Source organism: Amycolatopsis nivea (genome assembly GCF_004522235.1).
Classification (GTDB): domain Bacteria; phylum Actinomycetota; class Actinomycetes; order Mycobacteriales; family Pseudonocardiaceae; genus Amycolatopsis; species Amycolatopsis nivea.
Genome location: NZ_SDLT01000024.1, coordinates 80,688 through 101,596 on the forward strand (window position 1 = coordinate 80,688; position 20,909 = coordinate 101,596).

Genomic DNA, 20,909 nt, shown 5'->3' on the forward strand with positions numbered 1-20,909 from the left:
ACGGTGTCTCCTTCTCAGCCCTGGTGCGGGTAGCGCACGGAGGTCGGCGGCACGAACGTCTCCTTGATCGAGCGCGGGCTCGTCCAGCGGAGCAGGTTGAAGACCGAGCCGGCCTTGTCGTTCGTGCCCGAGGCGCGCGCCCCGCCGAACGGCTGCTGGCCGACGACCGCGCCGGTCGGCTTGTCGTTGACGTAGAAGTTGCCCGCGGCGAACCGCAGCGCCTGCGAAGCCTTCGCGACGGCCGTGCGGTCGTTCGCGATGACGGCACCGGTGAGGGCGTACGAAGCGGTCTCGTCGACCAGCTGCAGCACGGCGTCGAAGTCAGCGTCTTCGTACACGTAGACCGACAGGATCGGGCCGAAGTACTCGGTGCTGAAGATCTCGTGCTTCGGGTTCGTCGACACGAGGACGGTCGGCTGCACGAAGTAGCCGACGCTGTCGTCCGCAGTGCCGCCGACGAGGATCTCGACCTCGCTGTCGTTCTTAACGCGCTCGAAGAGCGAGGCGTGCTTGTCGAAGGCCCGACGGTCGATCACCGCGCCACCGAAGTGCGACAGGTCGGTGACGTCGCCGTACGAGAGCGCAGCGGTCTCGGACGCAAGGCCGTCCTTCAGCTGCTCCCAGACGCTGCGCGGCACGTACGCCCGCGAAGCGGCGGAGCACTTCTGGCCCTGGTACTCGAAGGCGCCACGGACAAGCGCGGTGCGAAGCACGTCGATGTCGGCCGACGGGTGCGCGAGCACGAAGTCCTTGCCGCCGGTCTCGCCGACGAGACGCGGGTAGCTGCGGTAGCCGGCGATGTTCGCGCCGACAGTGCCCCACAGGTGCTGGAAGGTCGCGGTGGAGCCGGTGAAGTGGATGCCCGCCAGGTCGCGGTGCGTCAGCGCGACCTCGGAGACGGCCTTGCCGTCGCCCGGCAGCAGGTTGATCACGCCCGGCGGCATGCCGGCCTCTTCGAGCAGCCGCATGGTCAGGTGCGCGGCGAAGCTCTGCGTCGGCGACGGCTTCCACAGCACGGTGTTGCCCATCAGGGCGGGCGCGGTGGGCAGGTTGCCGGCGATGGCGGTGAAGTTGAAGGGCGTGATCGCGTACACGAAGCCCTCGAGCGGACGGTGCTCCATCCGGTTCCACACGCCCGGCGAGCTGACCGGCTGCTGGTCGAGGATGCTGCGGCCGAAGGCGACGTTGAAGCGCCAGAAGTCGGCGAGTTCGCACGCGGAGTCGATCTCGGCCTGCGTCGCGGTCTTCGACTGACCGAGCATGGTGGCCGCGTTCAGCGTCGAGCGCCACGGGCCGCTCAGCAGGTCAGCGGCGCGCAGCAGGATCGCCGCACGGTCGTCGTAGGACAGCGCGCGCCACTCCGGAGCGGCCTTCGCGGCGGCAGCGATCGCGTCGGTCGCGTCCTGCTTCGTGGCGCTCTGGATGGTCCCGAGGACGTGGCCGTGGTTGTGCGGCTGGACAACGTCGATCTTCTCGCCGCCGCCCGCGCGCTGCTCGCCGCCGACGGTGACCGTCAGGTCGACGGGACCGGCCTGACCCAGTTTCTTCAGCGCACCCTCCAGCTCGGCGCGCTCGGCGCTGCCCGGCGCGTACGTCAGCACCGGCTCGTTCTTCGGGGCGGGGGTCTGGGTCACGGCGTCCACGGCGGCTCCCTTGTTGGCTTACTCGTCGGATGCCCGAAAGATAACGCTGCACGGCGTTCAGGGGTTTGTTCAAGCGGCTAGAATCGCCCATATGGTTTTGTCCGATCGGCCTACGCGATGACGGCCGCCGAACCGTTCGCCGGCGCCTCGCTGCGGCACGTGCTCGCGACGCTCGGCGAACCGCTCGTGCGGGTGCTCGTCGCGCCGCGCGGACTGGGCGTTCCGGTGCAGGACGTGGTGATCCTCGATCCCGAGGACCCGCCCGAAACGCACCCCGGCGACCTGGTCCTGGTGATCGGCGCGCGCGGCCGGTCGGCAGCGGCGGCGATCCGGGCAGCCGGACGCGCCGGAGCGGCCGCGGTGGCGGTGAAGGGCGAAGGGGGCACCGACGTCGCGGCGGACGCCGGCGTCGCGCTGCTCACGGTCGGCGCGGAGGCGCGGTGGGAGCAGGTCGAGGCGCTGGCGCGCGGGGTCGTCGACGCGGCCCGCGCGGGCGGCGAAGCGGAGACCGGCGAGGTGCTCGGCGACCTGTTCGCGCTTGCCCAGACGGTCGCGACGCTCACCGGCGGCCTGGTCAGCATCGAGGACACCGCGAGCCGCGTCCTGGCGTATTCACGAGCCGGCGACGAGGTCGACGAACTGCGGCGGTTGTCGATCTTGGGCCGCGAAGGACCGGAGCGGTACCTCGCGATCCTCCGCGAATGGGGCGTCTACCAGCGATTGCGGGCCGGTGAAGGAATCGTGCGCGTGGACGAACGCCCGGAACTGGGAATCCGCCGCCGCATCGCCGCCGGGATCCACGCCGGATCGCAGCCGCTCGGCACGATCTGGGTCCAGGAAGGCGCGCAGCCGCTGACCGAACAAGCCGAGGTGGCGCTGCTCGGCGCGAGCAGAACCCTTGCCCCGCAACTGATCCGCGCCCGGACCCTGCCCGATCCGCAGCTTCGGCTGCGCGAGGATTTGCTCGCCGGGTTGCTGGAAGGACGCGTCGACGCCGAGTCGGTCGCAGACGACATCGGGGCCGATCCGGCGCGTCCAGCACAGGTTTTGGCGTTCACGCTTTCCCGGCAGCAGACGACGGCCGCTTCGGACCGGTTGCTGCGCCGGGCAGAATTGGTGCACCTGATCGCCGTGCACACCGCGGCCTATCGGCGGACCGCGCTCGTGAGCGTGCTCGGCGGCCGGGTGTACGCGTTGCTCCCGGATCTGCCGGAACACTCGGATGCGCCGGTGCTGGCGTTGGCGAAGGAAATCGTTGGTGCGGCACGGAAACACCTCGACGCCCCGGTCCGCGCCGCGCTCGGCGGGGTCGTGCCGAGACTGTCGGACGCAGCGTTGTCGCGCGGCGACGCCGATCGGGTGCTGATGGCGATGACGCGCGGGCATTGGCCGTCCGACGTCGCGTCGCTGGCTGACGTCCGGGCGGACGTGTTGCTGTCGGAAGTGTTGGCCTACTTGGGAGATCAGCCCCGGTTGCGTGATCCGCGGCTCGCGCAACTGCGTGCCCACGACGCTGATCACGGTGACATCCTGATCCCCGCTGTGCTGGCGTACCTGAACGCTTTCGGCGACGTCCGCACGGCCGCGCGCTCGCTGAACATCCACCCGAACACCGTGCGCTACCGGGTGCGGCGGGCGTCGGAGGTGTCCGGGATCGACCTGACTGATCCGGCTCAGCGGCTGCTCACTGAACTGTTGCTGCGGCTGTAAATCGGATGCCGCGGGGGTTCGTGATCGCTAAAGTGCCGTCGTGGACCTCTTCTTCCGCTCCTGGAACGCGCTGCAGAACGCCGTGAAATCGCTTGAAGGCGGGCAGTGGCTGGCCCCGTCGGGATGCACCGGCTGGCTGGTGCAGGATCTGGTGTTCCACCTGGTCATCGACGCGCAGGACATCCTGATCACGCTCGCGACCCCCGCCGAAGGCGAGCCGACGCACACCGCCGCGCAATACTGGGAACTCGGCACCGACCTGCCGACCGGCATGGACGAAGAAGGCCTGTTCACCCGCCGCGCGGCGCTCAGCTACGGCTCCACCGCCTGGCTGGCGCACCACTTCGACGACCTCGCCCAGGCAGCCGGACGCGCCGCCGCGCTCGCGGACCCGGCGTCGAAGGTCGAAACCCGCGACTACGTGCTCACGGTCGCGGACTATTTCGAGACCTACGTCGTGGAAGCGACGTTGCACCACCTGGACCTCGTCATGCATCTGTCCGGAGTGGACGGTCCAGACGCAGACTGCCTGGCCGCGACCCGGCGAACCGTCGAGACTGCCCTCGGTTCGCCACTTCCGCCAACCCTGGACGACCAGACCGCGCTCCTGGTAGCGACCGGCCGCCGTGCCGCAACCGACGAGGAAAAAGCGGCATTGGGGTCGCTGACGGAGAAGCTGCCGATCGTCCTCGGCTAGACCGAAAGCCGTTCCGCCGCAGTCAACTCAGCAAGCGCGGCAAACGATTCGACGCGCGCCGCCGGCTCGTAAGTACTGGTGCTGACGAGCAACTCGTCCGCCCCGGTCGACTCGACCAGATCCGCGAGACGTGCGCCGACCTCGTCCGGGGTGCCACTGATCTGCCCGGCCAAGGTGTCATCGAGACGACGGCGTTCGCGGTCGGTCATCGGCAGCGCCAAAATCTCGTCCGCAGGCGAAAGCGGCGGGAAAACGCCATGGCTGCGCGAGTACACAGTGGACCAAGCCTCGGGCACCAGCAGCCGCCGAGCCTCCTCCGCGGTGTCCGCCACCGCGACCGCTGTCGACACGACGACATAGGGATCGTCCACATCGGACCGGAACGTTTCGCGGTACCGCGAAATCGCCTCGACCATCGCACGCTGCCCATGCGCCGGAGCGATCACCAACGGCAACCCGAGCCCAGCCGCGAGATCCGCACCCGCACCAGTCGCAAGCAAGAACACCGGCACCGACAACCCCTCGGCCGGGATCGCGTGTACCCCGTCGTGCTCGCCCCGGAAGAACGCGAGAAGCTCGCGAACCTGCCCGTCGAAGCCGTCGGCCGCATCCTTGCCCTGCCCGAGCGCACGCCGCACCGGCTCGATAAACCCGACCGAACGCCCGATCCCGAGATCGATCCGCCCAGGGAACAAGGACTCCAGAATCCCGAACTGCTCAGCAACCACGAGCGGCCGATGATTGGGCAACATCACGCCCCCGGACCCGACCCGGATACGCGAGGTCGCAGACGCGACGGCGGACGCGAGCACCGCAGGCGAAGACCCGGCGACCCCAGGTACGCCATGGTGTTCGGAAACCCAGAACCGGTGATAGCCGAGAGCTTCGATGTCACGCGCGAACGCGACAGTGTCCTGGATCGCCTGCGCGGTCCCCCGCCCTCGCCGCACGGGCGACCGGTCCAGCACGGAAATCGGAACGTCCACGCCCACGGCAACGCCATCCGGACAGCGCGAATTCCCCGCCCCCACGACCGTCCGTGAGGGCCACCCTCACGGTCCCTGATTCCCTCAGGGTTCCCCTCACGGCCCTAAAACCGCAGCCGGTGCACCCAACCATCGAGGCACCCACACCTCCCCCGCACCCCGATACGAAGCTCATCTGCGGTCGGTGGGTGCTTGTCAAGGCATCTTTCCCGCCTTGACAAGCACCCACCGACCGTCAGCACAATCAAGCTTCGGGGTGCCCCACGCAACCCTCAAAAGCAATGTCGCCGCCAGGCGACGAGCCGAGCCCGCTCAAGGCCTCCACCGCTCGCTGTAATCCGGATGGTCCGCATACGGCAACGCCAGCAACCGCAACGTCAAACACCAATTCGACCCGGCCTCATCCGCGGGCACATGACAGGTCTCACACCAATACTCGCTGCCGTACAACGGAAACCCAGGCACCTTCTCCGACACCGTGGTCCGATGCGCGAGCATGATCCGCCGCGTCGCCTCGATCTCGTTGATCATCTGGTTGACCACGTCGAGTTCGAGGTCGCCAAGGGAGCGGACCCGCTCCTCGAGCCCGACCTTGGCCTCGCCGCGGTTGAGCGACTCGCCGGCCTTGCCCTTCTGCACCGCCTGCATGATCAGCGCCTGCCGCTGTCCGACGCGCGCGGCCAGGAACGCGATCAGGTCGTCCACGACGTCTCCCTCCTCCGGTCCCGGCTCCCCTCCGGTTCCGGCAATAGTCGCACCTCGACCCCGGCGCGTTACCGCTTAGCGGTGCACCTCACGGTAATCGACCTCGGAAAAACCAGTACGACCTGCGGAAACATTCGCGAAATTCCCCGCAATGTTGATCACCGAGAGTGAACACGCCCGGCGATCGGACGATCACGCCTGGTCGGATCGGGCCTTGCTCGGCTGCACCCGCTTCGGTTCGCCAGGCATTTTCGGGTAGTCCGGCGGGTATGGCAGTTCCGCACCGCCGAGGTCGCGGTCGTCGCGTTCGTACCACTCCAGCAGCGTCTCCAGCCCGAACGCCTTCTCGTCCATCGGCGCGTGGAGGTCACCGTGCTCGGCGAGGAAGCCGGGGACGGTCAGGACGTCGAAGTCGTCCGGGTCGACGTCGGCGAGCAAGTCCCAGGTCAGCGGGGTCGACACGGTCGCGCGCGGGGTGCCGCGCACCGACCAGGAGGAGGCGACCGTCCGGTCCCGGGCCGCCTGGTTGTAGTCGAGGAAGACGCGACCGCCGCGTTCCTCCTTCCACCAGGAGACCGTCGCCTTGTCCGGGATCCGCCGTTCGACCTCGCGGCCGAGCGCGATCACCGCGTGCCGCACCGCGATGAAGTCCCATTCCGGGCGGATCCGCACGAGCACGTGCACGCCGCGGCCGCCGGAGGTCTTCGGGTAGCCGGCGAGCCCGGCGTCGGCGAGCACCTCGCGCACGACGCCGGCGACCTCGACGGCGTTGGCGAACCCGGCGCGCTCCGGCGGGTCGACGTCGATCCGCAGCTCGTCCGGATGATCCAGGTCAGGACGGCGGACCGGCCACGGGTGGAAGTCGAACGTGCCGAGGTTGGCCGCCCAGGCGAACACCGCGGGTTCGGTCGGGCAGACCTCGTCGGCGGTGCGGCCGGACGGGAAGGTGATCCGAGCGGTCTCGAGCCAGTCCGGCGCACCCTTGGGCACGCGCTTGGCGTAGAACCACTCGCCGGTGACGCCGTCGACGTAGCGTTTCAGAGTGGTCGGCCGCTCGCCGATCGCGCGCAGCAACGGATCGGCCACGGCGAGGTAGTACTCGACCACCTGCCGCTTCGTAATGCCGCGTTCGGGGAAGTAGACCTTGTCCGGGCTCGACACCCGGACGGTGCGCTCCCCCACCTGGTACTCGACCGGATCGCCGTTTTTGGCCATGCGGCCACCGTAGCCGCGAGTGCCGTACCGTGGCGGGGTGTCCGGGAGAACCAAGCTGATCGCCGCCCTGGTCGTGCTAGCTCTTCTCGGCGCCGCCGCGCTGTGGCTGCCGATTCCGGGACCGGCGCAACTGCGCACCTGGGCCGCGGAGACCGGATCGATGACTCCGCTGGTGCTCCTCGTGGCTTACTCGTTGCTCACCGTCGCGCCGATCCCGCGCACGGTGTTCAATCTGGCCGCCGGTTTGCTCGTCGGGAGCGTCGCGGGGGTGGTCATCGCCTTGGCGGCCACCACGATCGCCGCCGGGCTGGCGTACGGGCTGGCCCGGCTGCTCGGCCGCGACTTGATCCTGCGGCACCTCCACCGCGCGCCGGTGCGGGCGGTCAACGACCGGCTCTCCGACGGAGGCGTGCTCGCCATCACGTCGCTGCGGTTGATCCCGGTCGTCCCGTTTTCGGCGATGAACTACCTGTGCGGCGTTTCGTCCGTGAAACTCGTTCCGTACCTTGCCGGAACGGCGCTCGGGAGCGTCCCCGGAACCATCGCGGTGGTCGTTTTCGCGGACGCGCTGACCGGCGACACGCCGCCCGCTTTGCTGGCTTGCTACGCGGTCTTCGCCGCGCTCGGCGCGGCAGGATTGGTGCGGGTGCTGCGGAAGCGCGTCCCCGCCGCCGAGCCGGAGGCGCCCGTGCCGTCGGCACCGGCTGGCTGACGGCGGGCAGGTACTTCCGACCGCTACACTCGTTCGGGTGCGCGAGGGGTATCCGCGCTGCGCACGACCACGATCACGGGACTTTCGTCAGGAGCGGGCGTCATCGACACCGGGCAGCTGATCGCGGGGCACTACCGCCTCGTCGAGCACATTGGTAGCGGTGCCATGGGCGTGGTGTGGCGTGCCGTGGACGTGCGCCTGGAGCGGTCGGTGGCGATCAAGCAGATCCTGCCGCAGCCGGGCGTCTCCGAGGCCGAACGCGACAACATGCGCCAGCGCGCGATGCGCGAGGCGAAGAACGCGGCCCGTTTCCAGCACCCCAACGCGATCGTCGTGTTCGACGTCGCCGAGCACGGCGGCGACCCGTGCCTGGTGATGGAGTACCTCAACGGCCCGAGCCTGTCCGCGGTGCTGTCCGAACAGGGCACGCTGCCGGTCGGCCAGGTCGCGCGGATCGGCGAACAGGTCGCCGCGGCGCTCGTGGCCGCGCACCGCGCCGGGATCGTGCACCGGGACGTCAAGCCCGGCAACATCCTCATCGACGAAACCGGCACCGCGAAGATCACCGACTTCGGCATCTCGCGCGCGGCCGGCGACATGACGCTCACCCAGACCGGCCTCATCGGCGGCACCCCGGCGTACCTCGCCCCCGAGCTGGCCCGCGGCGCCGACCCGGTGCCCAGCTCGGACGTCTTCGCCCTCGGCGCGACGCTGTACCAGGCGATCGAGGGGCAGACGCCGTACGGCAACACCACGAACCAGCTCGCCCTGCTTTACGCGGCGGCGAACGGCCAGGTCAACCCGCCGACGCAGGCCGGTCCGGCGACCGCGTTGCTGATGAGCCTGCTGCGCAGCGAGGCTTCCGAGCGGCCGAGCATGGCCGAGGCACGGGAGCGGCTGGCTCAGCTGGCGACCGGGGAACCGGCCGCGCCGCAGCAGTTGCTGTCGGGGAATCGCGGTCCGGGGAGCAATGGATCCCGTCCGCCGTGGGCGCGTACGGCCGCTCCGGCGGCGGCTGCCGCTGCTGCGCCGAAGGCTCCGTCTAACCCGCCTCGGACGCCGACTGCTGCGTTCATGCCGATGGGTGCGCCTTCGCGTCCCGCTCCCCCGGCGAACACTCCGCCGCGTCCGCAGCCCGCTGTGCGGCCTACGCCGACTGCTGCTGCGCCGAACTACTCCGGTGCCGGGTCGGGGGATCGGGTTTCGCCTGCTGCGGCGCGGAAGAAGAAGATGGCGTTCCTCGCTGGCGGTGCCGCGGCGGTCGTTGCGGTGGCGTTGGTGGTGTTTCTCGTGTTGAGCAGCAGTCGGGACAAGGGCGGCAGTTCGTCGAACGCGCAGCCGCCCGCGCCGAACTCCTCCGCTCCGGCGTCTCCGTCGAGCACGCCGAGTTCCTCTGCGCCGCCGGTCAAGTCCAACGGCACCGTGCAGTGGGGGCCAGCGGGTGATCGGGTCATTGATTTTTACGGGGCTGTGGGAAAACCCGAGGCGTGGGCGATGCTGACCCCCTCGGCGCAGGCAGCCTTCGGCGATCAGGCCGCGTTCGCCTCGTACTGGGCACAGAACAAGTTGAACACCTACCGGAACGCGAGCGTTTACAAACGCCAGAACAACCCGGACGGCTCCGCCGACGTTCAGATCACGCTGATTCCGGAAAACGGCGCGCAGACGCAGAAGGTCGTGCAGGTCATCGCCACGGAGGACGGCGCGCTGATGATCAACAGCGACCCTCGCCTCGGAAGCGGCGCGCCAGCGCAGTGACACTCGCCGCAGAGGTGGGTCCAGCGGGACGAATAGCCTACCTTTGAAGCATGGCCGAGAACGGAGCTCTGCCGCCGGGCTGGAATCCTCGGTTCCACGAGGATCTGGTCGGGCTGGATCCGTACGACCCGGAGGCCCGTGCGTTCGCCGCCCATCTCGACCGGATGGAGCGCACCGGGCCGACTTTCACCGTCGAGGCGTGCCTGGACCAGGTCGCCGACTTCGCCGAGTCCAGCAACCGCACCGGCGGGCTCCGCTACTGGGTGTCCGCGCTGGTCGTGGTGCTGATCGTGCTCGGGCTGCTGGTCACCGCCTGGGACATCGCGCTGCACACGGTCGCTTTTCTCTCCAGGTAACGTGGGAAGGGTGAAAGGTATGAAACCCGTCGTCGGCACCACTCCGCGCGTGGTGAAGTCCGACCAGGAATGGCGGGAGCAGCTTGCCCCCGAGGAGTACGCGGTGCTCCGGCAAGCCGGCACCGAACGGCCGTTCACCGGCGAGTACACCGACACCAAGACCACCGGCGTGTACGAGTGCCGGGCTTGCGGCGCGGAGCTGTTCCGCAGCGACACGAAGTTCGAAAGCCACTGCGGCTGGCCGTCGTTCTACGATCCGGCGGACTCCGACGCGGTGCTGCTGCGCGAGGACCGCACCATGGGCATGCGGCGCATCGAGGTGCTGTGCGCCTCGTGCCACAGCCACCTCGGGCACGTGTTCGAGGGCGAGGGCTACGCGACCCCGACCGACCAGCGGTACTGCATCAACTCGATTTCCCTGAAGCTCGTCGAGGACTCCGGCGACTGACGCCGAGGTCCGCCGAAACCGCCCTTCCCGCTCCCGGGGAGGGCGGTTTTTCGTCCGGCGGCAACCCCGGGCAGGCGGGTAACGTGGTTTGTTCATCCGGAGGGGGACCGTGATGGACTGGACGATCGAACGCGCGATGCCGGCCGCGCTGATCCTGGTGCTGGCGCTGGTCTGCTGGTGGCTCGGACGGCGGACCGCCGCGCGGCTGCACCGGGGCAGGCATCCCGAAACCCGGCTGACGTCCGCGGCGCAGGTCGCGTTGCTGACGAACGGACCGTTCCGCGTCGCCGAGACGACGGTCGCCTCGATGCTGGAGCGGGAGCAACTGCGCGCGGATTCCGTGGGACGGCTGTATCGCACGCCGACCGAGCCGTCGGACGCGCTGAGCAGGGAAGCTGCCGAGCTGACCGGCACGGGGGTCGGGATCGCGACGGTGCTGCGCGGTCTCGTCTGGGGCGACACGGTCCGCGAACTGGTCGACGACCTCACCAAGCGCGGACTGCTGGTCGACGGCCACGCGCTGCGGCGAGCGTGGAAGTGGACCGCGATCGAAGAAGCGGTGCTGGCGGCGGCCGGTGTGGCGGCGTTTGTCGGCGGGCTGAACGGCTACGTGCTGATTTCGGTTCTGCTGCCCGCGTGGTTCGTGTTCGCCGCGCTGTCCCGTCGCCGGGCGGCCCGGCGGATCCGGCCGACCGACGCCGGACGTGAAGCCGCCGAAGCGGCGTGGCCGGATCAGAGCCTGATCAGCGGGCTGACCGGGAGCGTCGCGGTCGGCGGACTGTCGAACCATCCGGATCGCGAGCTGCGGGTCGCCCTGCTCCGCGGGCTCCCGGCGACCCGCCGGGCGGGGGCGGCCATCGCGGGAGCCGCGGGCGGGTTCGCCGGACCGGCGGGGTACTGGGCCGCTGGGACGGGCTGCGGGTCTGGCTGCGGCGGCGGAGCGGGCTGCGGCTCCGGATGCGGCGGTTCCGGGTGCGGGTCGGGATGCGGCGGCGGGTGCGGCGGGGGCTGCGGCGGCGGGAACAGCTGAGCCGGGAACGAACCGGACATCGAGTGCGTCAGTTCTGCCGACAGCCTCCGGCGACCGGCCGGTTAGGGTTCCGGCAACGCTGAAACGAGGGGGAAGCCGTGGACGAACCGTGGGGCATTTCCGGCCCGCAATTCCTGCTGATCTTCGGCCTGGCGCTGGCCGTCGTCCTGCTGGTGCAGATCAGCTGGCCGTCGATCGCGCGGTCGCGGCGAGGGAACGCGCCCGCGACCGTCGAGGCGCCGCTGCAGCCGGACGTCTACCAACTCGCTTACCTGGCCGGCGGCTCGGACCGCACGGTCGACACCGCGATCGCGACGCTGCTGGAACAGGAACTCCTGCGGGTGAGCAGCAAGGGCAAGCTGAGCGCGATCGGCAAGCGACCGGCTCGCAAGAGGCTGGAACGCGCGGTGCACGACGCCGCGCAGGGCGGAACGGCGACCGTCGCCATGGTGCGCAAGTCGCCGGCGGTCCAGCCGGAAGTGGAGAAGATCCGCGCGGACCTCGAACGACGCGGGCTGCTCGTCGCCGGCGACGGACTGGACGGCTTCCGCGCCGGCATCGTGGCCGCGTACGCCGTGTTGCTGCTGATCGGGATCATCCGCGCGGTCAACGGAGCGCAGCTGGACCGGCCGATCGGCGGGCTGATCGGGTTGCTCGTCGTGGCCGGGACCCTGACGTTGATCGCTTACGCGGTCCGCAAGGGCTCGAAGACCTCCCGCCCGACCGACGCGGGTCACGCGATCGTCGTGCGCGCCCGCGAAGACGCGAAGGCTGCCGAGGAGCGGCCTGAGGAGTTCGCTGCCACGAACCGGAACGGCAACGGAGCGTTGCTCGTCGGCGCCGCGGCGGTGGTCGCGCTCGGCGGAATCGCGCTGTACCCGGACGAGGAGATGAGCACAGCGCTGATCAGCGGCGGCGGCAGCTGGACCGGGGGCGGCGGGTCGAGCGGCGGATCGTCGTGCAGCAGTGGCGGTTCCTCGTGCAGCAGCGGGTCTTCGTGCGGCGGAGGCAGCAGTTGCGGCGGCGGGGGCGGCTGCGGCGGATAGACGAAGGAGGAAGGCGCCGTGCACGAGCCTTGGGGGATCTCCGGCCCGCAGTTCCTGGCGGTCTACGGTTCCGCACTGGCCTTGACGCTGGCGGTGCAGCTGGTCTGGCCGCTGCTGCGCCAAGCGCCCGCGGACGTGCACCGTCCGCTCGACGTCTACCAGCTCGCCTGCCTCGTCGGCGGCCCTCACCGCACGGTCGACACGGCGATCGCGGCGTTGCTGGAGCGCGGGCTGCTGCGGGTCGACAGGAGGGGCCAGCTCACGGCCGTCTCCGGAGCGCCGACAGAGCCGGTTGAGCAGGCGGTCTGCGAGGCCGTGCGGAAGCGGCCCCACACGGCTTCGATGCTCCGTACCGCGGAAGCGGTACGGAGCATCGGAAACGACCTCCGCACACGCGGTCTGGTTACGGTCGCCTCCGCCTCCTTCGCGACCGGAGTGGTTCTGGTCTACGTCGCCCTGTTCGCAGTCGGTCTGGCGCGCTCAGTGAACGGATCCGGGCTGCACCGGCCGACTGCGGGATTGAACGTCCTGCTGGCCATCACAGCGATTCTGGCGGTCCTGGCGGTGGCCGGTCGCAGGCGGCCGAAAGTCCGCCCGACCAAAGCCGGGCGCGCGCTGGTCGTCGCGGTGCGGACCGACCCGGTGACGCAGCGGGCGCAGTCCGGCGCGCTGCTGTTCGGTGCTGCTTCGCTGGTCGCGCTGGGCGGGTTCGCGCAGTACCCAGACCATGCGACAAGCTTGGCGTTGACGAGCGGTGCGGGAACGTCGTCCGGCGGTGGATCGTCCTGCGGCGGTGGCAGCGGGTGTGGAGGCGGAGGTGGGTGCGGTGGCTGACCGGTTGGGGATCGGCATCGGCTGGCGGCCGGAACTGGACCTGTCGATCGCGCGGCTGCCGGGCGTGGACTGGGTCGAGGTGGTCGCGGAGAATCTGCACGCCCCGCACCTGCCGGAAAGCCTGCTGGCGCTGAAGGATCGCGGGATGCCGGTGCTGCCGCACGCGGTGTCGCTGTCGCTGGGCGGGGCCGAGCCGCTGGACACCGCGCGGGTGGAGCACCTGGCCGAACTGGCGCGGGCTCTCGACGCGCCGCTGGTCAGCGACCACGTGTGCTTCGTCCGCGCGGGCGGGCTCGACTCCGGACATCTGATGCCGCTGCCGCGCTCGCGTGCGGCGCTGGACGTGCTGGTGGACAACGTCCGGCTCGCACAGTCCATTGTGGACGTACCGTTCGCGCTGGAGAACATCGCCGCGCTGCTGGAGTGGCCGGACAACGAGCTGACCGAGGAACAATTCCTCACCGAGCTGACCGAGCGGACCGGCTGCCTGCTGATCATCGATGTCGCGAACCTCTACGCGAACGCGCGCAACGTGGGCACCGATCCGGTGGCGTTCCTGGACGGGATTCCGTGGGAACGGCTCGCGTACGTGCACATGGCGGGCGGCGTGGAACGCGACGGGGTTTACCACGACACGCACGCGCATCCGGTGCTGCCGGAGGTGCTGGAGCTGCTTGCCGAACTTCGCCGTCGCACGGATCCGCCGGGCGTTCTCCTGGAGCGCGACGACGACTATCCCACCGATTCCGAACTCGCCGCCGAACTGGTCGCATTGCGGACCGCGGTGACGTTGTGAGCCGGGAAGAACTGGCTGCTCGGCAAGCTGCGCTGCTGGACAGCTTGCTGACCGGGTCCGAGGCGCCGTCCGGCTTCGATGCCTCGCGGTTGCGCATCGAAGCGGACGTCCTGCTCGCCAAGCGACGGCGGCTGGTGGCTTACCTGCGGCCGGACCTGCCCGAGGCGCTGGGTCCGCGCTATCGGCCATTGTTCGACGCGTATGCGGCGGAGCGTCCGAAGACGACTTCGATCCGGGCGCGCGAGTATGCCGACGCGTTTGCGGAGTGGCTCATCGCCCGCGGTGACCTGCCCAAACCTCGGCGCAGGTGGTTCCGGCGCTGAGCCCGTTCGGTTTTTGTCGGTGGTGCTGGCTACGCTGACGACATGTCTGGTTACGGCGGTGTTATCCGATCTCTGCCGAGCCGGGAGGGAGGGAACCTGTCGTGAACGGATTCTGGGCCGCGGTGAGCCCGATGCTGCTCGTCTACGTCGCCACCGCCGCGGGTTTGGCGAGCATTTTGGCCACTGGCAAGGACAAGCTGGCCACACAGGCGTCCGCGCCGGAGTCGGCCGCCGTGCCGCGCGATGTCTACGACGTCGCGTACCTGGCGGGCGGGCGGCCTCGGCTGGTCGAGGCCGTGATCGCGACGCTGTTCGCGCGCGGCCAGCTGCAGGTCGGGTCGCTGGGCGAGATCGTCGCCGCTGGTCCGCCGCCAGCGTCGCCGCCGCTTGAGCAAGCCGTGCATCAGGCGGCTGGTCGCGGTCGTCTCGCCTCGTGGGTCGCGCGATCGTCGGTGCTCAAGCCTGCGATCCGGGCGCTCGAAACCGATCTCGTCCAGCGGCGGCTGGTCAGCAGGCGCAGGCCGTTGACGGGTCTCGGGTACACACTCACCGCGGTGGCCGTGGTCGTGCTGGCGGCCGGGGTGGGGCGGCTGGTCTACGACGTGGGCCGGTCTCATCTGAACGCCATGGTGGTGCTTGTTTTCGGCGAGGTGGCGCTGACGCTCTGGCTCTGTCTCGCCGGCAGCCAGCGGATCACCAAGCAGTTCGGCGAACGGAAGGTCAGTTCGCTGCCGCCGACGACTGCGGGGGCGACGGTCCTCGCACGGGCCGAACAGCAGGCGGCTGCGGGTGGCGGCGCAGGACCGGCTGAACTGGTCGCGGTGGGCGGGCTGGCGGCTTATCCGGACAAGCGGGTTACAGGAGGGCTTATGCCGATTTAGCCGCTGCTTCACGGGCGGCGTTCGCTGGCGGTGCTACAGGAGGCTGGGGGTGGGCACGGCAGCGCTCGCGTGACCGGCGTGCGAGCCGGGACTGGCGGGACGACCGCAGACCTGGGCGCGCGGGAGCTGGCGGTGCTCGCTGGACTGGCAGGTGTCACGCGAGGCTGACAAGGCGCTCGCCGGACCGACGCGACACTCGCGGGGCCGACGGCGCTCACCACACCGGCGGCACCACGCGAAACCACCACGGCGCTCTTGCGGAACGCGGCACCCACGAGACCGGTGCAGCACACCGGTGTCCGTGTCGCCAGCGCGGCCGCTCAACGGGTCTGGCGTCGCTTACGAGACCGGCTGAGGCACGACCGGCGACCACACCGGCGATCCGCCCCGGGTCGGTGCGACGGGTGGTCCCAGTGCGGCGGCGCACCCGGCAGCTCGCCGGCCATCCGCACGCGGGTCACCTGGCCGACGTCGCGCACGAGGCCGGTGCAGCACACCGGTGTCCGCGTCGCCAGCGCGGCCATTCGCCGAGGCTAGCGCCGCTTACGAGAGTGGCTGAGGCACCACCGGCGACCACACCGGCGTGTCCGAGCCAGGCCGGTGCGACGGGTGGTCCCAGTGCGGCCGCTCGCCCGGCAACTCGCCGACCATCCGCACGCGAGTCAGCTCGCCGAAGCCGCGCACGAGGCCGGTGCAGCACACCGGTATCCGCGTCGCCAGCGCGGCCGCTCGCCGGGTCCGGCGTCGCTTACGAGACCGGCTGAGCCACGACCGGCGACCACACCGGCGTATCCGCGCCAGGCCGGTGCGACGGGTGGTCCCAGTGCGGCGGCGCGCCCGGCAGCTCTCCCGCCATCCGGACGCGGGTCATCCGGCCGAAGTCGCTGTCGACCGTCTCGAGGACGTCCGTGTAGTCCACTTCGGACGGTTCCGGATCCTTGCGGCCCAAGGAATCCAGCCACCGTCCGGTGCCGGCGAGGGACAGGCGGGCGTGCCAGGTGCCGCCGTCGGTGACGGTGCGGCGGAGGGCCGTCATGATGGCGGCGGCGGTGAGCCAGCCGGTGGCGTGGTCCAGTGCTTGCGCGGGCAGCGGCACCGGGGCGTCGGTGGCGTACTCCTCGGCGATGCCGGACGACATCTGCACGAGGCTGTCGAAGCCGCGGCGGCGGGCCCACGGGCCGGTCCAGCCGTATGCCGAGATATCCGCGACCACGAGGCCTGGGCGGAGTTCGGCGAGCTCTTCCGGGCCGAAGCCGATGCGGGCGAGTGCGCCGGGGCGGAAGGTCTGGAGCAGGACGTCCGCGCGGGCGATGAGCTTCTTCAGCTTCGCGCGGCCGCCCTCGGTGTCGAGTGCGATGAACGCCGAACGCTTGCCCTGGCCGGTGTCCATGGTCAGGACTGGGATTCGCGGCAGGTGTGCGGCACCGACGTGCAACACGTTCGCGCCGTGCGCCGCCAGCACGCGGCCTGCGACGGGTCCGGCGAGGACGTGCGTCAGTTCCAGCACGCGGACGCCGCCCATCGGACGGTCCGAGTCGAACAGCGTGCGCTTTGGGGCGTCGCCGATTCGGTTCAGCTCGACCAGCGGCAGGTTCGCGACGGCCTGGCCTTGCGGGTGTGCCAGCCAGTCCTCGCGCGAGCGCATCAACGCTGCCGCGCCGCCTGCGGTCACCACGGCGGATTCGACCTCTGCCATGGATTTCGCGGCCACGGTCTTGGTTACGGCTTCACGGGTTGCCGGGACGCCGAGCGCCCAGCAGACCGCTGCCTCGTGCCGTGAGGTGTTGCAGTGCAGCTTGATCCAGCCGTCGGCGGCGCGGTAGTCGCCCGCGATCCTGCCCCACGGGCTCGGTCCGGGCTCGCCGTCGATGCGCAGCAACTGCTCGCTGCGGAACGCCGCGGCGGCGTGCCGGGTGTCGACCGACACCGTGCCTGGGTCGATGCCGCGCAGCCGCAGCAGCTCACCCGCGGACAGGGTGGCCGCGGCGATGCTCGCGGTCGCCATGGCGGGGACCCGGAAGTGTCCGGGCAGCACGGATTCGTCGCCGGTCAAGGACACGGCGGGCAGCGGTTCCCCGGCGAGCGACTGCCAGGCCCCGGCGAGTACGTCCTGCACCGGCGGTTACGGCAGAGCCGCGACGAGTTCGGCGGGCGGCACCTTCGTGCCGGTGTAGAACGGGATTTCGACGCGCACGTGGCGACGCGCCTCGGTGTTGCGCAGGTGGCGCATCAGGTCGACGATCCGGTGCAGTTCGTCGGCCTCGAACGCGAGAATCCACTCGTAGTCGCCGAGCGCGAACGACGCGACGGTGTTGGCGCGCACGTCCGGGTAGTCCCGCGCCTCCTTGCCGTGGTCGGCCAGCATCTTGCGCCGGTCCTCGTCAGGCAGCAGGTACCAGTCGTAGGACCGGACGAACGGGTACACGCAGATGTACTTGCGCGATTCCTCGCCGGCCAGGAACGCGGGCACGTGGCTCTTGTTGAACTCGGCGGGACGGTGCAGCGCGGTCTGGCTCCAGACCGGCGTGGACGCGCGGCCGAGCGGCGTGCGCCGGAACCCGGTGTAGGCGGCCTGGACCTGCTCGATCTCCTCGGCGTGCCACCAGATCATGTAGTCCGCGTCAGCCCGGAGGCCGGACACGTCGTACACGCCCCGGACGACGACGCCCTTGGCCTCGAGCCCGTCGAGGTACTCGGCCGTCTCCCGGCCCGCGGCGCCGCGGTCCTCCCCCAACTTCCCCGGTTCGATCCGGAAGACCGACCACGTGGTGTAGCGGATCGTGTCGTTGAGTTCGTTGTAATTCAGCCGCGCCATGACTCCATCCTGGCACTCCTCGCCCGGCGATCGCCATGGGGCTCCGTCACACGAAGAGCTGCTCCGCGATCCGGCGGGCAGCGGCGTCGGCCGTGGCCACGCACGCGGGCAGGCCGACGCCGTGCAGCGTGGCGCCCGCCACTGCCAGGCCCGGGACATCCGCGACTGCCTTCTCGATCCGGGTCACCCGCTCCAGGTGGCCGGTGCCGTACTGCGGGAGGCCGCCGCCCCAGCGAGTCACCAGGGTGTCGATCGGCTTCGCAGTGACGCCGGCGAGCCGGGCCAGGTCCGCGCGGACTGCTGCGACCAGGGCATCGTCGTCGCCGTTCAGCGCGCCGGGCTCGCCGAACCGGCCGACCGAACCGCGCACCAGCACCGGTCCGGCTGCACCGAGGTGAGCCCACTTGTTCGACGAAAACGTGAACGCCTTGGACGCGTACGGCACGCCTTCCGCGTCCCGCTCCCCCGCGCCGATGAGGATTCCGGACGCGTCCGGCAGCTCAGTGCAGGGCGGGAACGCGAACGCGACGACTGCCATCGACGCCAGTTCCACCTCGCCGAACGCGGTCGAAGCCGCCGGGACCACCCCATCGAGCAGTTTCCGGGCGGCTGGCGCGGGCACGGCGAGCAGCACCGCGTCCGCGTCCACCGGGCTGTCGGCAGGCGCGTGCGCTGGCGCGGCAGCACCGAATTCGAGACGCCATCCGGACGGCGTCCGTGTCAGCGCGCGGACCGTCGACGAGGTGCGCAGTTCGGCACCGGAAAGCTCCAGCAATCGGTCGAGCAAGCCTCGCAAGCCGCCGGTGAGGCTGCCGAAAACCGGTGCGGTGCCCGGCGTTTTCGGCAGCAGCGACGCTGCGGCCTCGGTGAGGGAACCTGCTCCGCTTTCGATCGCGTTGGCCAGGCCAGGCATCGTCGCGCGGAGGCCGAGGCCGTCGGCACCGCCCGCGTACACGCCGCCCAGCAGCGGGTCGACCAGCCGGTCTACCAGCTCATCTCCGAAGCGCGTGCGCAGCAAGGGCCCGAGCGGCACGTCGCCCTCGCCCAGTTCGACCGGGCCCAGCGAGCGTTCCTTCTCGACCGCGCTCCGGCCGTCCTCGGACAGCACGCCCGCGACCGAGTCCGCGGACGCCGGGACTCCCATCACGGTGCCGGGCGGCAGGCTCTGCACCGAACCGCCGGCGTGGATTTTGGCGCGCGCCTTCGTCGGATGCACCAGGTGATCGGCGAGGCCAACCTCCTCGACCAGCGAAACCATCTCGGGCCGCCGGGCGAGGAACGCCTCGGCCCCGACGTCGTAGCTGACCCCGCCGACCTCCGCCGTGCGCAGCTTGCCGCCGATCGCGGGCGTGCTCTCGAAAACGGTGATCGTCACCCGGTCGCCGAGCAGCCGGCGCACCCGGTACGCCGCGACCAGCCCGGAGATCCCGCCGCCGACGACCGCGACGTGTTTCACAGCGAGTGCACCAGGTCGACGACCCGCTTCAGCACCTCCGGATCGACGCTCGGCAGCACGCCGTGGCCGAGGTTGAAGACGTGTCCGCGAGCCGCGCGGCCCTCTTCGACGATCCGGCGCACCTCGGCCTCCAGGACCGGCCACGACGCGTACAGCAGCGCCGGGTCGAGGTTTCCCTGCACGGACACCTTGCCGCCGAGCCGGTGGACCGCGACGTCGAGCGGGATCCGCCAGTCGACGCCGACCACGTCCGCGCCCGCCTCGCGCATCGCGCCGAGCAGTTCGCCGGTGCCGACGCCGAAGTGGATCCGCGGCACGCCGTACTCGCCGGCCACGGCCAGCACCCGGGTCGAATGCGGCAGCACGAACTCGCGGTAGTCGCGCTCGGACAGCGCACCGGCCCACGAGTCGAACAGCTGCACCGCGTCGACGCCCGCGTCGAGCTGGGCGCGCAGGAACGTGGCGGCGATGTCGGCGAGGCGCGCGGCGAGGTCGTGCCAGACCTCGGGCTGCGAGTGCATCAGGGCTTTGGTGTGCTCGTGGTTGCGGCTCGGGCCGCCCTCGATCAGGTAGCTGGCCAGCGTGAACGGCGCGCCGGCGAACCCGATCAGCGGCGTTTCGCCGAGCCGCTCCACCAGCAGACGGACGCCCTCGGCGACCTTGCCGACCTGCTCCGGTTCGAGCTTCGGCAGCGCGCGCACGGCGTCCGCGTCGCGCACCGGCGAGGCCACGACCGGGCCGGTGCCGGGGACGATGTCGATGTCGACGCCCGCCGCCTTGAGCGGGACCACGATGTCGCTGAACAGGATCGCCGCGTCGACGCCCAGCCGGCGGACCGGCTGCATCGTGATCTCGGCGAGCATCTCCGGGTCGAAGCACGCGTCGAGCATCGGGACGCCCTCGCGCAGCGCGCGGTACTCCGGCAGCGAACGACCGGCCTGGCGCATGAACCACACCGGAACGTGCGCGGGCCGCTCCCCGCGCGCGGCGGCGAGGAAGGCCGACCCGGGCAGGGCGCGACGGGGCGAAACGGACGGAGCGCCGACGGGCGCGGACGAAACCTGAGGCACGAACCCCATGGTCCCACGCGGGCCCGACAGTCCCGGGCCGCCCCGTGCCCAACGCTCCCTGGCTCGGCGCTGCGTCTTCCGCGGAGCGAGAGTCCGCCCAGCACAGCACGGCCGAGCAGATCCGCGAGGGAACCCTGGGGAACGCGCCCAGCCCCGGCGCTGCGTCTACCGCAGACCGAAGGTGCGCCCAGCACAGCGCGCTGATCAGGTCCGCGAGGGGGACTCTGGAGACGCACCCAGCCCCTACCCCAGAACGAGGGTCCGCCCAGCACAGCACGGCCGCGCAGATCCGCGAGGCGAGCCCTGGGGGAACGCGCCCAACCCGGCACCGCATCTGCCCCAGAGCAAGAATCCGCCCAGCACAGCGCAGCACCTACCCCAGAACGAGGGTCCGCCCAGCACGGCGCGCTGATTAGGTCCACGGGGGG

Annotated in this window: 20 protein-coding genes; 12 read left to right on the plus strand and 8 right to left on the minus strand. The window is 70.7% G+C overall.

All coding sequences use genetic code 11. The features are described 5' to 3' along the window. Positions 1 to 14: 14 nt before the first annotated feature. Positions 15 to 1,643: an L-glutamate gamma-semialdehyde dehydrogenase gene (gene pruA, locus EIZ44_RS26195; RefSeq protein ID WP_043838313.1), complete on the minus strand. Its 1,629-nt coding sequence runs from the start codon at positions 1,641 to 1,643 to the stop codon at positions 15 to 17. A gap of 117 nt (positions 1,644 to 1,760) precedes the next feature. On the opposite strand from pruA, the gene EIZ44_RS26200 reads away from it, so the two are divergent. Continuing rightward, positions 1,761 to 3,353: a PucR family transcriptional regulator gene (locus tag EIZ44_RS26200; RefSeq protein ID WP_134731782.1), complete on the plus strand. Its 1,593-nt coding sequence runs from the start codon at positions 1,761 to 1,763 to the stop codon at positions 3,351 to 3,353. A 40-nt stretch (positions 3,354 to 3,393) separates the two neighbouring features. Beyond that, positions 3,394 to 4,050 (plus strand): maleylpyruvate isomerase N-terminal domain-containing protein, encoded by a 657-nt coding sequence (locus EIZ44_RS26205; protein WP_134731785.1) that lies wholly within the window; start codon positions 3,394 to 3,396, stop codon positions 4,048 to 4,050. Here EIZ44_RS26205 and EIZ44_RS26210 read toward each other — a convergent pair. The 3 genes from EIZ44_RS26210 to EIZ44_RS26220 form a co-directional block, all read right to left on the minus strand. Then, a complete protein-coding gene (locus EIZ44_RS26210; protein WP_134731787.1) occupies positions 4,047 to 5,042 on the minus strand; it encodes an LLM class flavin-dependent oxidoreductase in 996 nt (331 codons plus the stop codon). The two genes, EIZ44_RS26205 and EIZ44_RS26210, sit on opposite strands and share 4 nt — an antisense overlap. A 306-nt stretch (positions 5,043 to 5,348) precedes the next feature. Beyond that, positions 5,349 to 5,741, minus strand: a complete 393-nt coding sequence (locus EIZ44_RS26215; RefSeq protein WP_134666391.1) for a DUF6221 family protein — start codon at positions 5,739 to 5,741, stop codon at positions 5,349 to 5,351. Between the two features lie 192 nt (positions 5,742 to 5,933). After that, entirely contained in the window at positions 5,934 to 6,956 is a 1,023-nt protein-coding gene (locus tag EIZ44_RS26220) for a DNA polymerase domain-containing protein (protein ID WP_134731789.1), read from the minus strand. A 37-nt stretch (positions 6,957 to 6,993) separates the two neighbouring features. On the opposite strand from EIZ44_RS26220, the gene EIZ44_RS26225 reads away from it, so the two are divergent. From EIZ44_RS26225 to EIZ44_RS26270, 10 genes are all read left to right on the plus strand, one after another. Beyond that, positions 6,994 to 7,668, plus strand: coding sequence for a TVP38/TMEM64 family protein (locus EIZ44_RS26225; RefSeq protein ID WP_037819040.1), 675 nt, complete (start codon positions 6,994 to 6,996; stop codon positions 7,666 to 7,668). A 117-nt stretch (positions 7,669 to 7,785) separates the two neighbouring features. After that, a complete protein-coding gene (locus EIZ44_RS26230; protein ID WP_205673310.1) occupies positions 7,786 to 9,426 on the plus strand; it encodes a serine/threonine-protein kinase in 1,641 nt (546 codons plus the stop codon). Positions 9,427 to 9,476: 50 nt separating this feature from the next. Further along, positions 9,477 to 9,782, plus strand: coding sequence for a hypothetical protein (locus tag EIZ44_RS26235; RefSeq protein WP_009075657.1), 306 nt, complete (start codon positions 9,477 to 9,479; stop codon positions 9,780 to 9,782). Between the two features lie 19 nt (positions 9,783 to 9,801). Further along, positions 9,802 to 10,230, plus strand: coding sequence for a peptide-methionine (R)-S-oxide reductase MsrB (msrB, locus tag EIZ44_RS26240; protein WP_037819046.1), 429 nt, complete (start codon positions 9,802 to 9,804; stop codon positions 10,228 to 10,230). Positions 10,231 to 10,342: 112 nt separating this feature from the next. Next, a complete protein-coding gene (locus EIZ44_RS26245) occupies positions 10,343 to 11,260 on the plus strand; it encodes a TIGR04222 domain-containing membrane protein (protein WP_134731793.1) in 918 nt (305 codons plus the stop codon). Positions 11,261 to 11,358: 98 nt separating this feature from the next. Further along, positions 11,359 to 12,306 carry a TIGR04222 domain-containing membrane protein gene (locus tag EIZ44_RS26250; RefSeq protein WP_134731794.1) on the plus strand — a complete coding sequence of 316 codons (948 nt, stop codon included), beginning with the start codon at positions 11,359 to 11,361 and terminating at the stop codon, positions 12,304 to 12,306. Between the two features lie 18 nt (positions 12,307 to 12,324). Further along, positions 12,325 to 13,140: a TIGR04222 domain-containing membrane protein gene (locus EIZ44_RS26255; RefSeq protein ID WP_134731796.1), complete on the plus strand. Its 816-nt coding sequence runs from the start codon at positions 12,325 to 12,327 to the stop codon at positions 13,138 to 13,140. Next, positions 13,133 to 13,936 carry an MbnB/TglH/ChrH family RiPP precursor modification enzyme gene (locus tag EIZ44_RS26260; protein ID WP_167754280.1) on the plus strand — a complete coding sequence of 268 codons (804 nt, stop codon included), beginning with the start codon at positions 13,133 to 13,135 and terminating at the stop codon, positions 13,934 to 13,936. Before EIZ44_RS26255 ends, EIZ44_RS26260 begins: the two co-directional genes overlap by 8 nt. Continuing rightward, positions 13,933 to 14,259: an SCO6045 C-terminal-like domain-containing protein gene (locus EIZ44_RS26265; RefSeq protein ID WP_134731798.1), complete on the plus strand. Its 327-nt coding sequence runs from the start codon at positions 13,933 to 13,935 to the stop codon at positions 14,257 to 14,259. The genes EIZ44_RS26260 and EIZ44_RS26265 overlap by 4 nt, the downstream gene beginning before the upstream one ends. A gap of 101 nt (positions 14,260 to 14,360) precedes the next feature. Further along, entirely contained in the window at positions 14,361 to 15,140 is a 780-nt protein-coding gene (locus EIZ44_RS26270; protein WP_134731800.1) for a TIGR04222 domain-containing membrane protein, read from the plus strand. Positions 15,141 to 15,888: 748 nt separating this feature from the next. Here EIZ44_RS26270 and EIZ44_RS26275 read toward each other — a convergent pair. From EIZ44_RS26275 to hemE, 4 genes are read right to left on the minus strand one after another with little or no spacing between them, the layout of a single operon-like run. Continuing rightward, positions 15,889 to 17,256, minus strand: a complete 1,368-nt coding sequence (locus EIZ44_RS26275; protein ID WP_134731802.1) for a CoA transferase — start codon at positions 17,254 to 17,256, stop codon at positions 15,889 to 15,891. A gap of 6 nt (positions 17,257 to 17,262) precedes the next feature. Continuing rightward, on the minus strand, positions 17,263 to 17,955 hold the full coding sequence (hemQ, locus tag EIZ44_RS26280; RefSeq protein ID WP_134731804.1) for a hydrogen peroxide-dependent heme synthase: 693 nt from the start codon (positions 17,953 to 17,955) through the stop codon (positions 17,263 to 17,265). Between the two features lie 46 nt (positions 17,956 to 18,001). Beyond that, on the minus strand, positions 18,002 to 19,411 hold the full coding sequence (gene hemG, locus EIZ44_RS26285; RefSeq protein ID WP_134731806.1) for a protoporphyrinogen oxidase: 1,410 nt from the start codon (positions 19,409 to 19,411) through the stop codon (positions 18,002 to 18,004). Then, entirely contained in the window at positions 19,408 to 20,490 is a 1,083-nt protein-coding gene (hemE, locus tag EIZ44_RS26290) for a uroporphyrinogen decarboxylase (protein ID WP_134666411.1), read from the minus strand. Before hemE ends, hemG begins: the two co-directional genes overlap by 4 nt. Between the last annotated feature and the right edge of the window lie 419 nt (positions 20,491 to 20,909).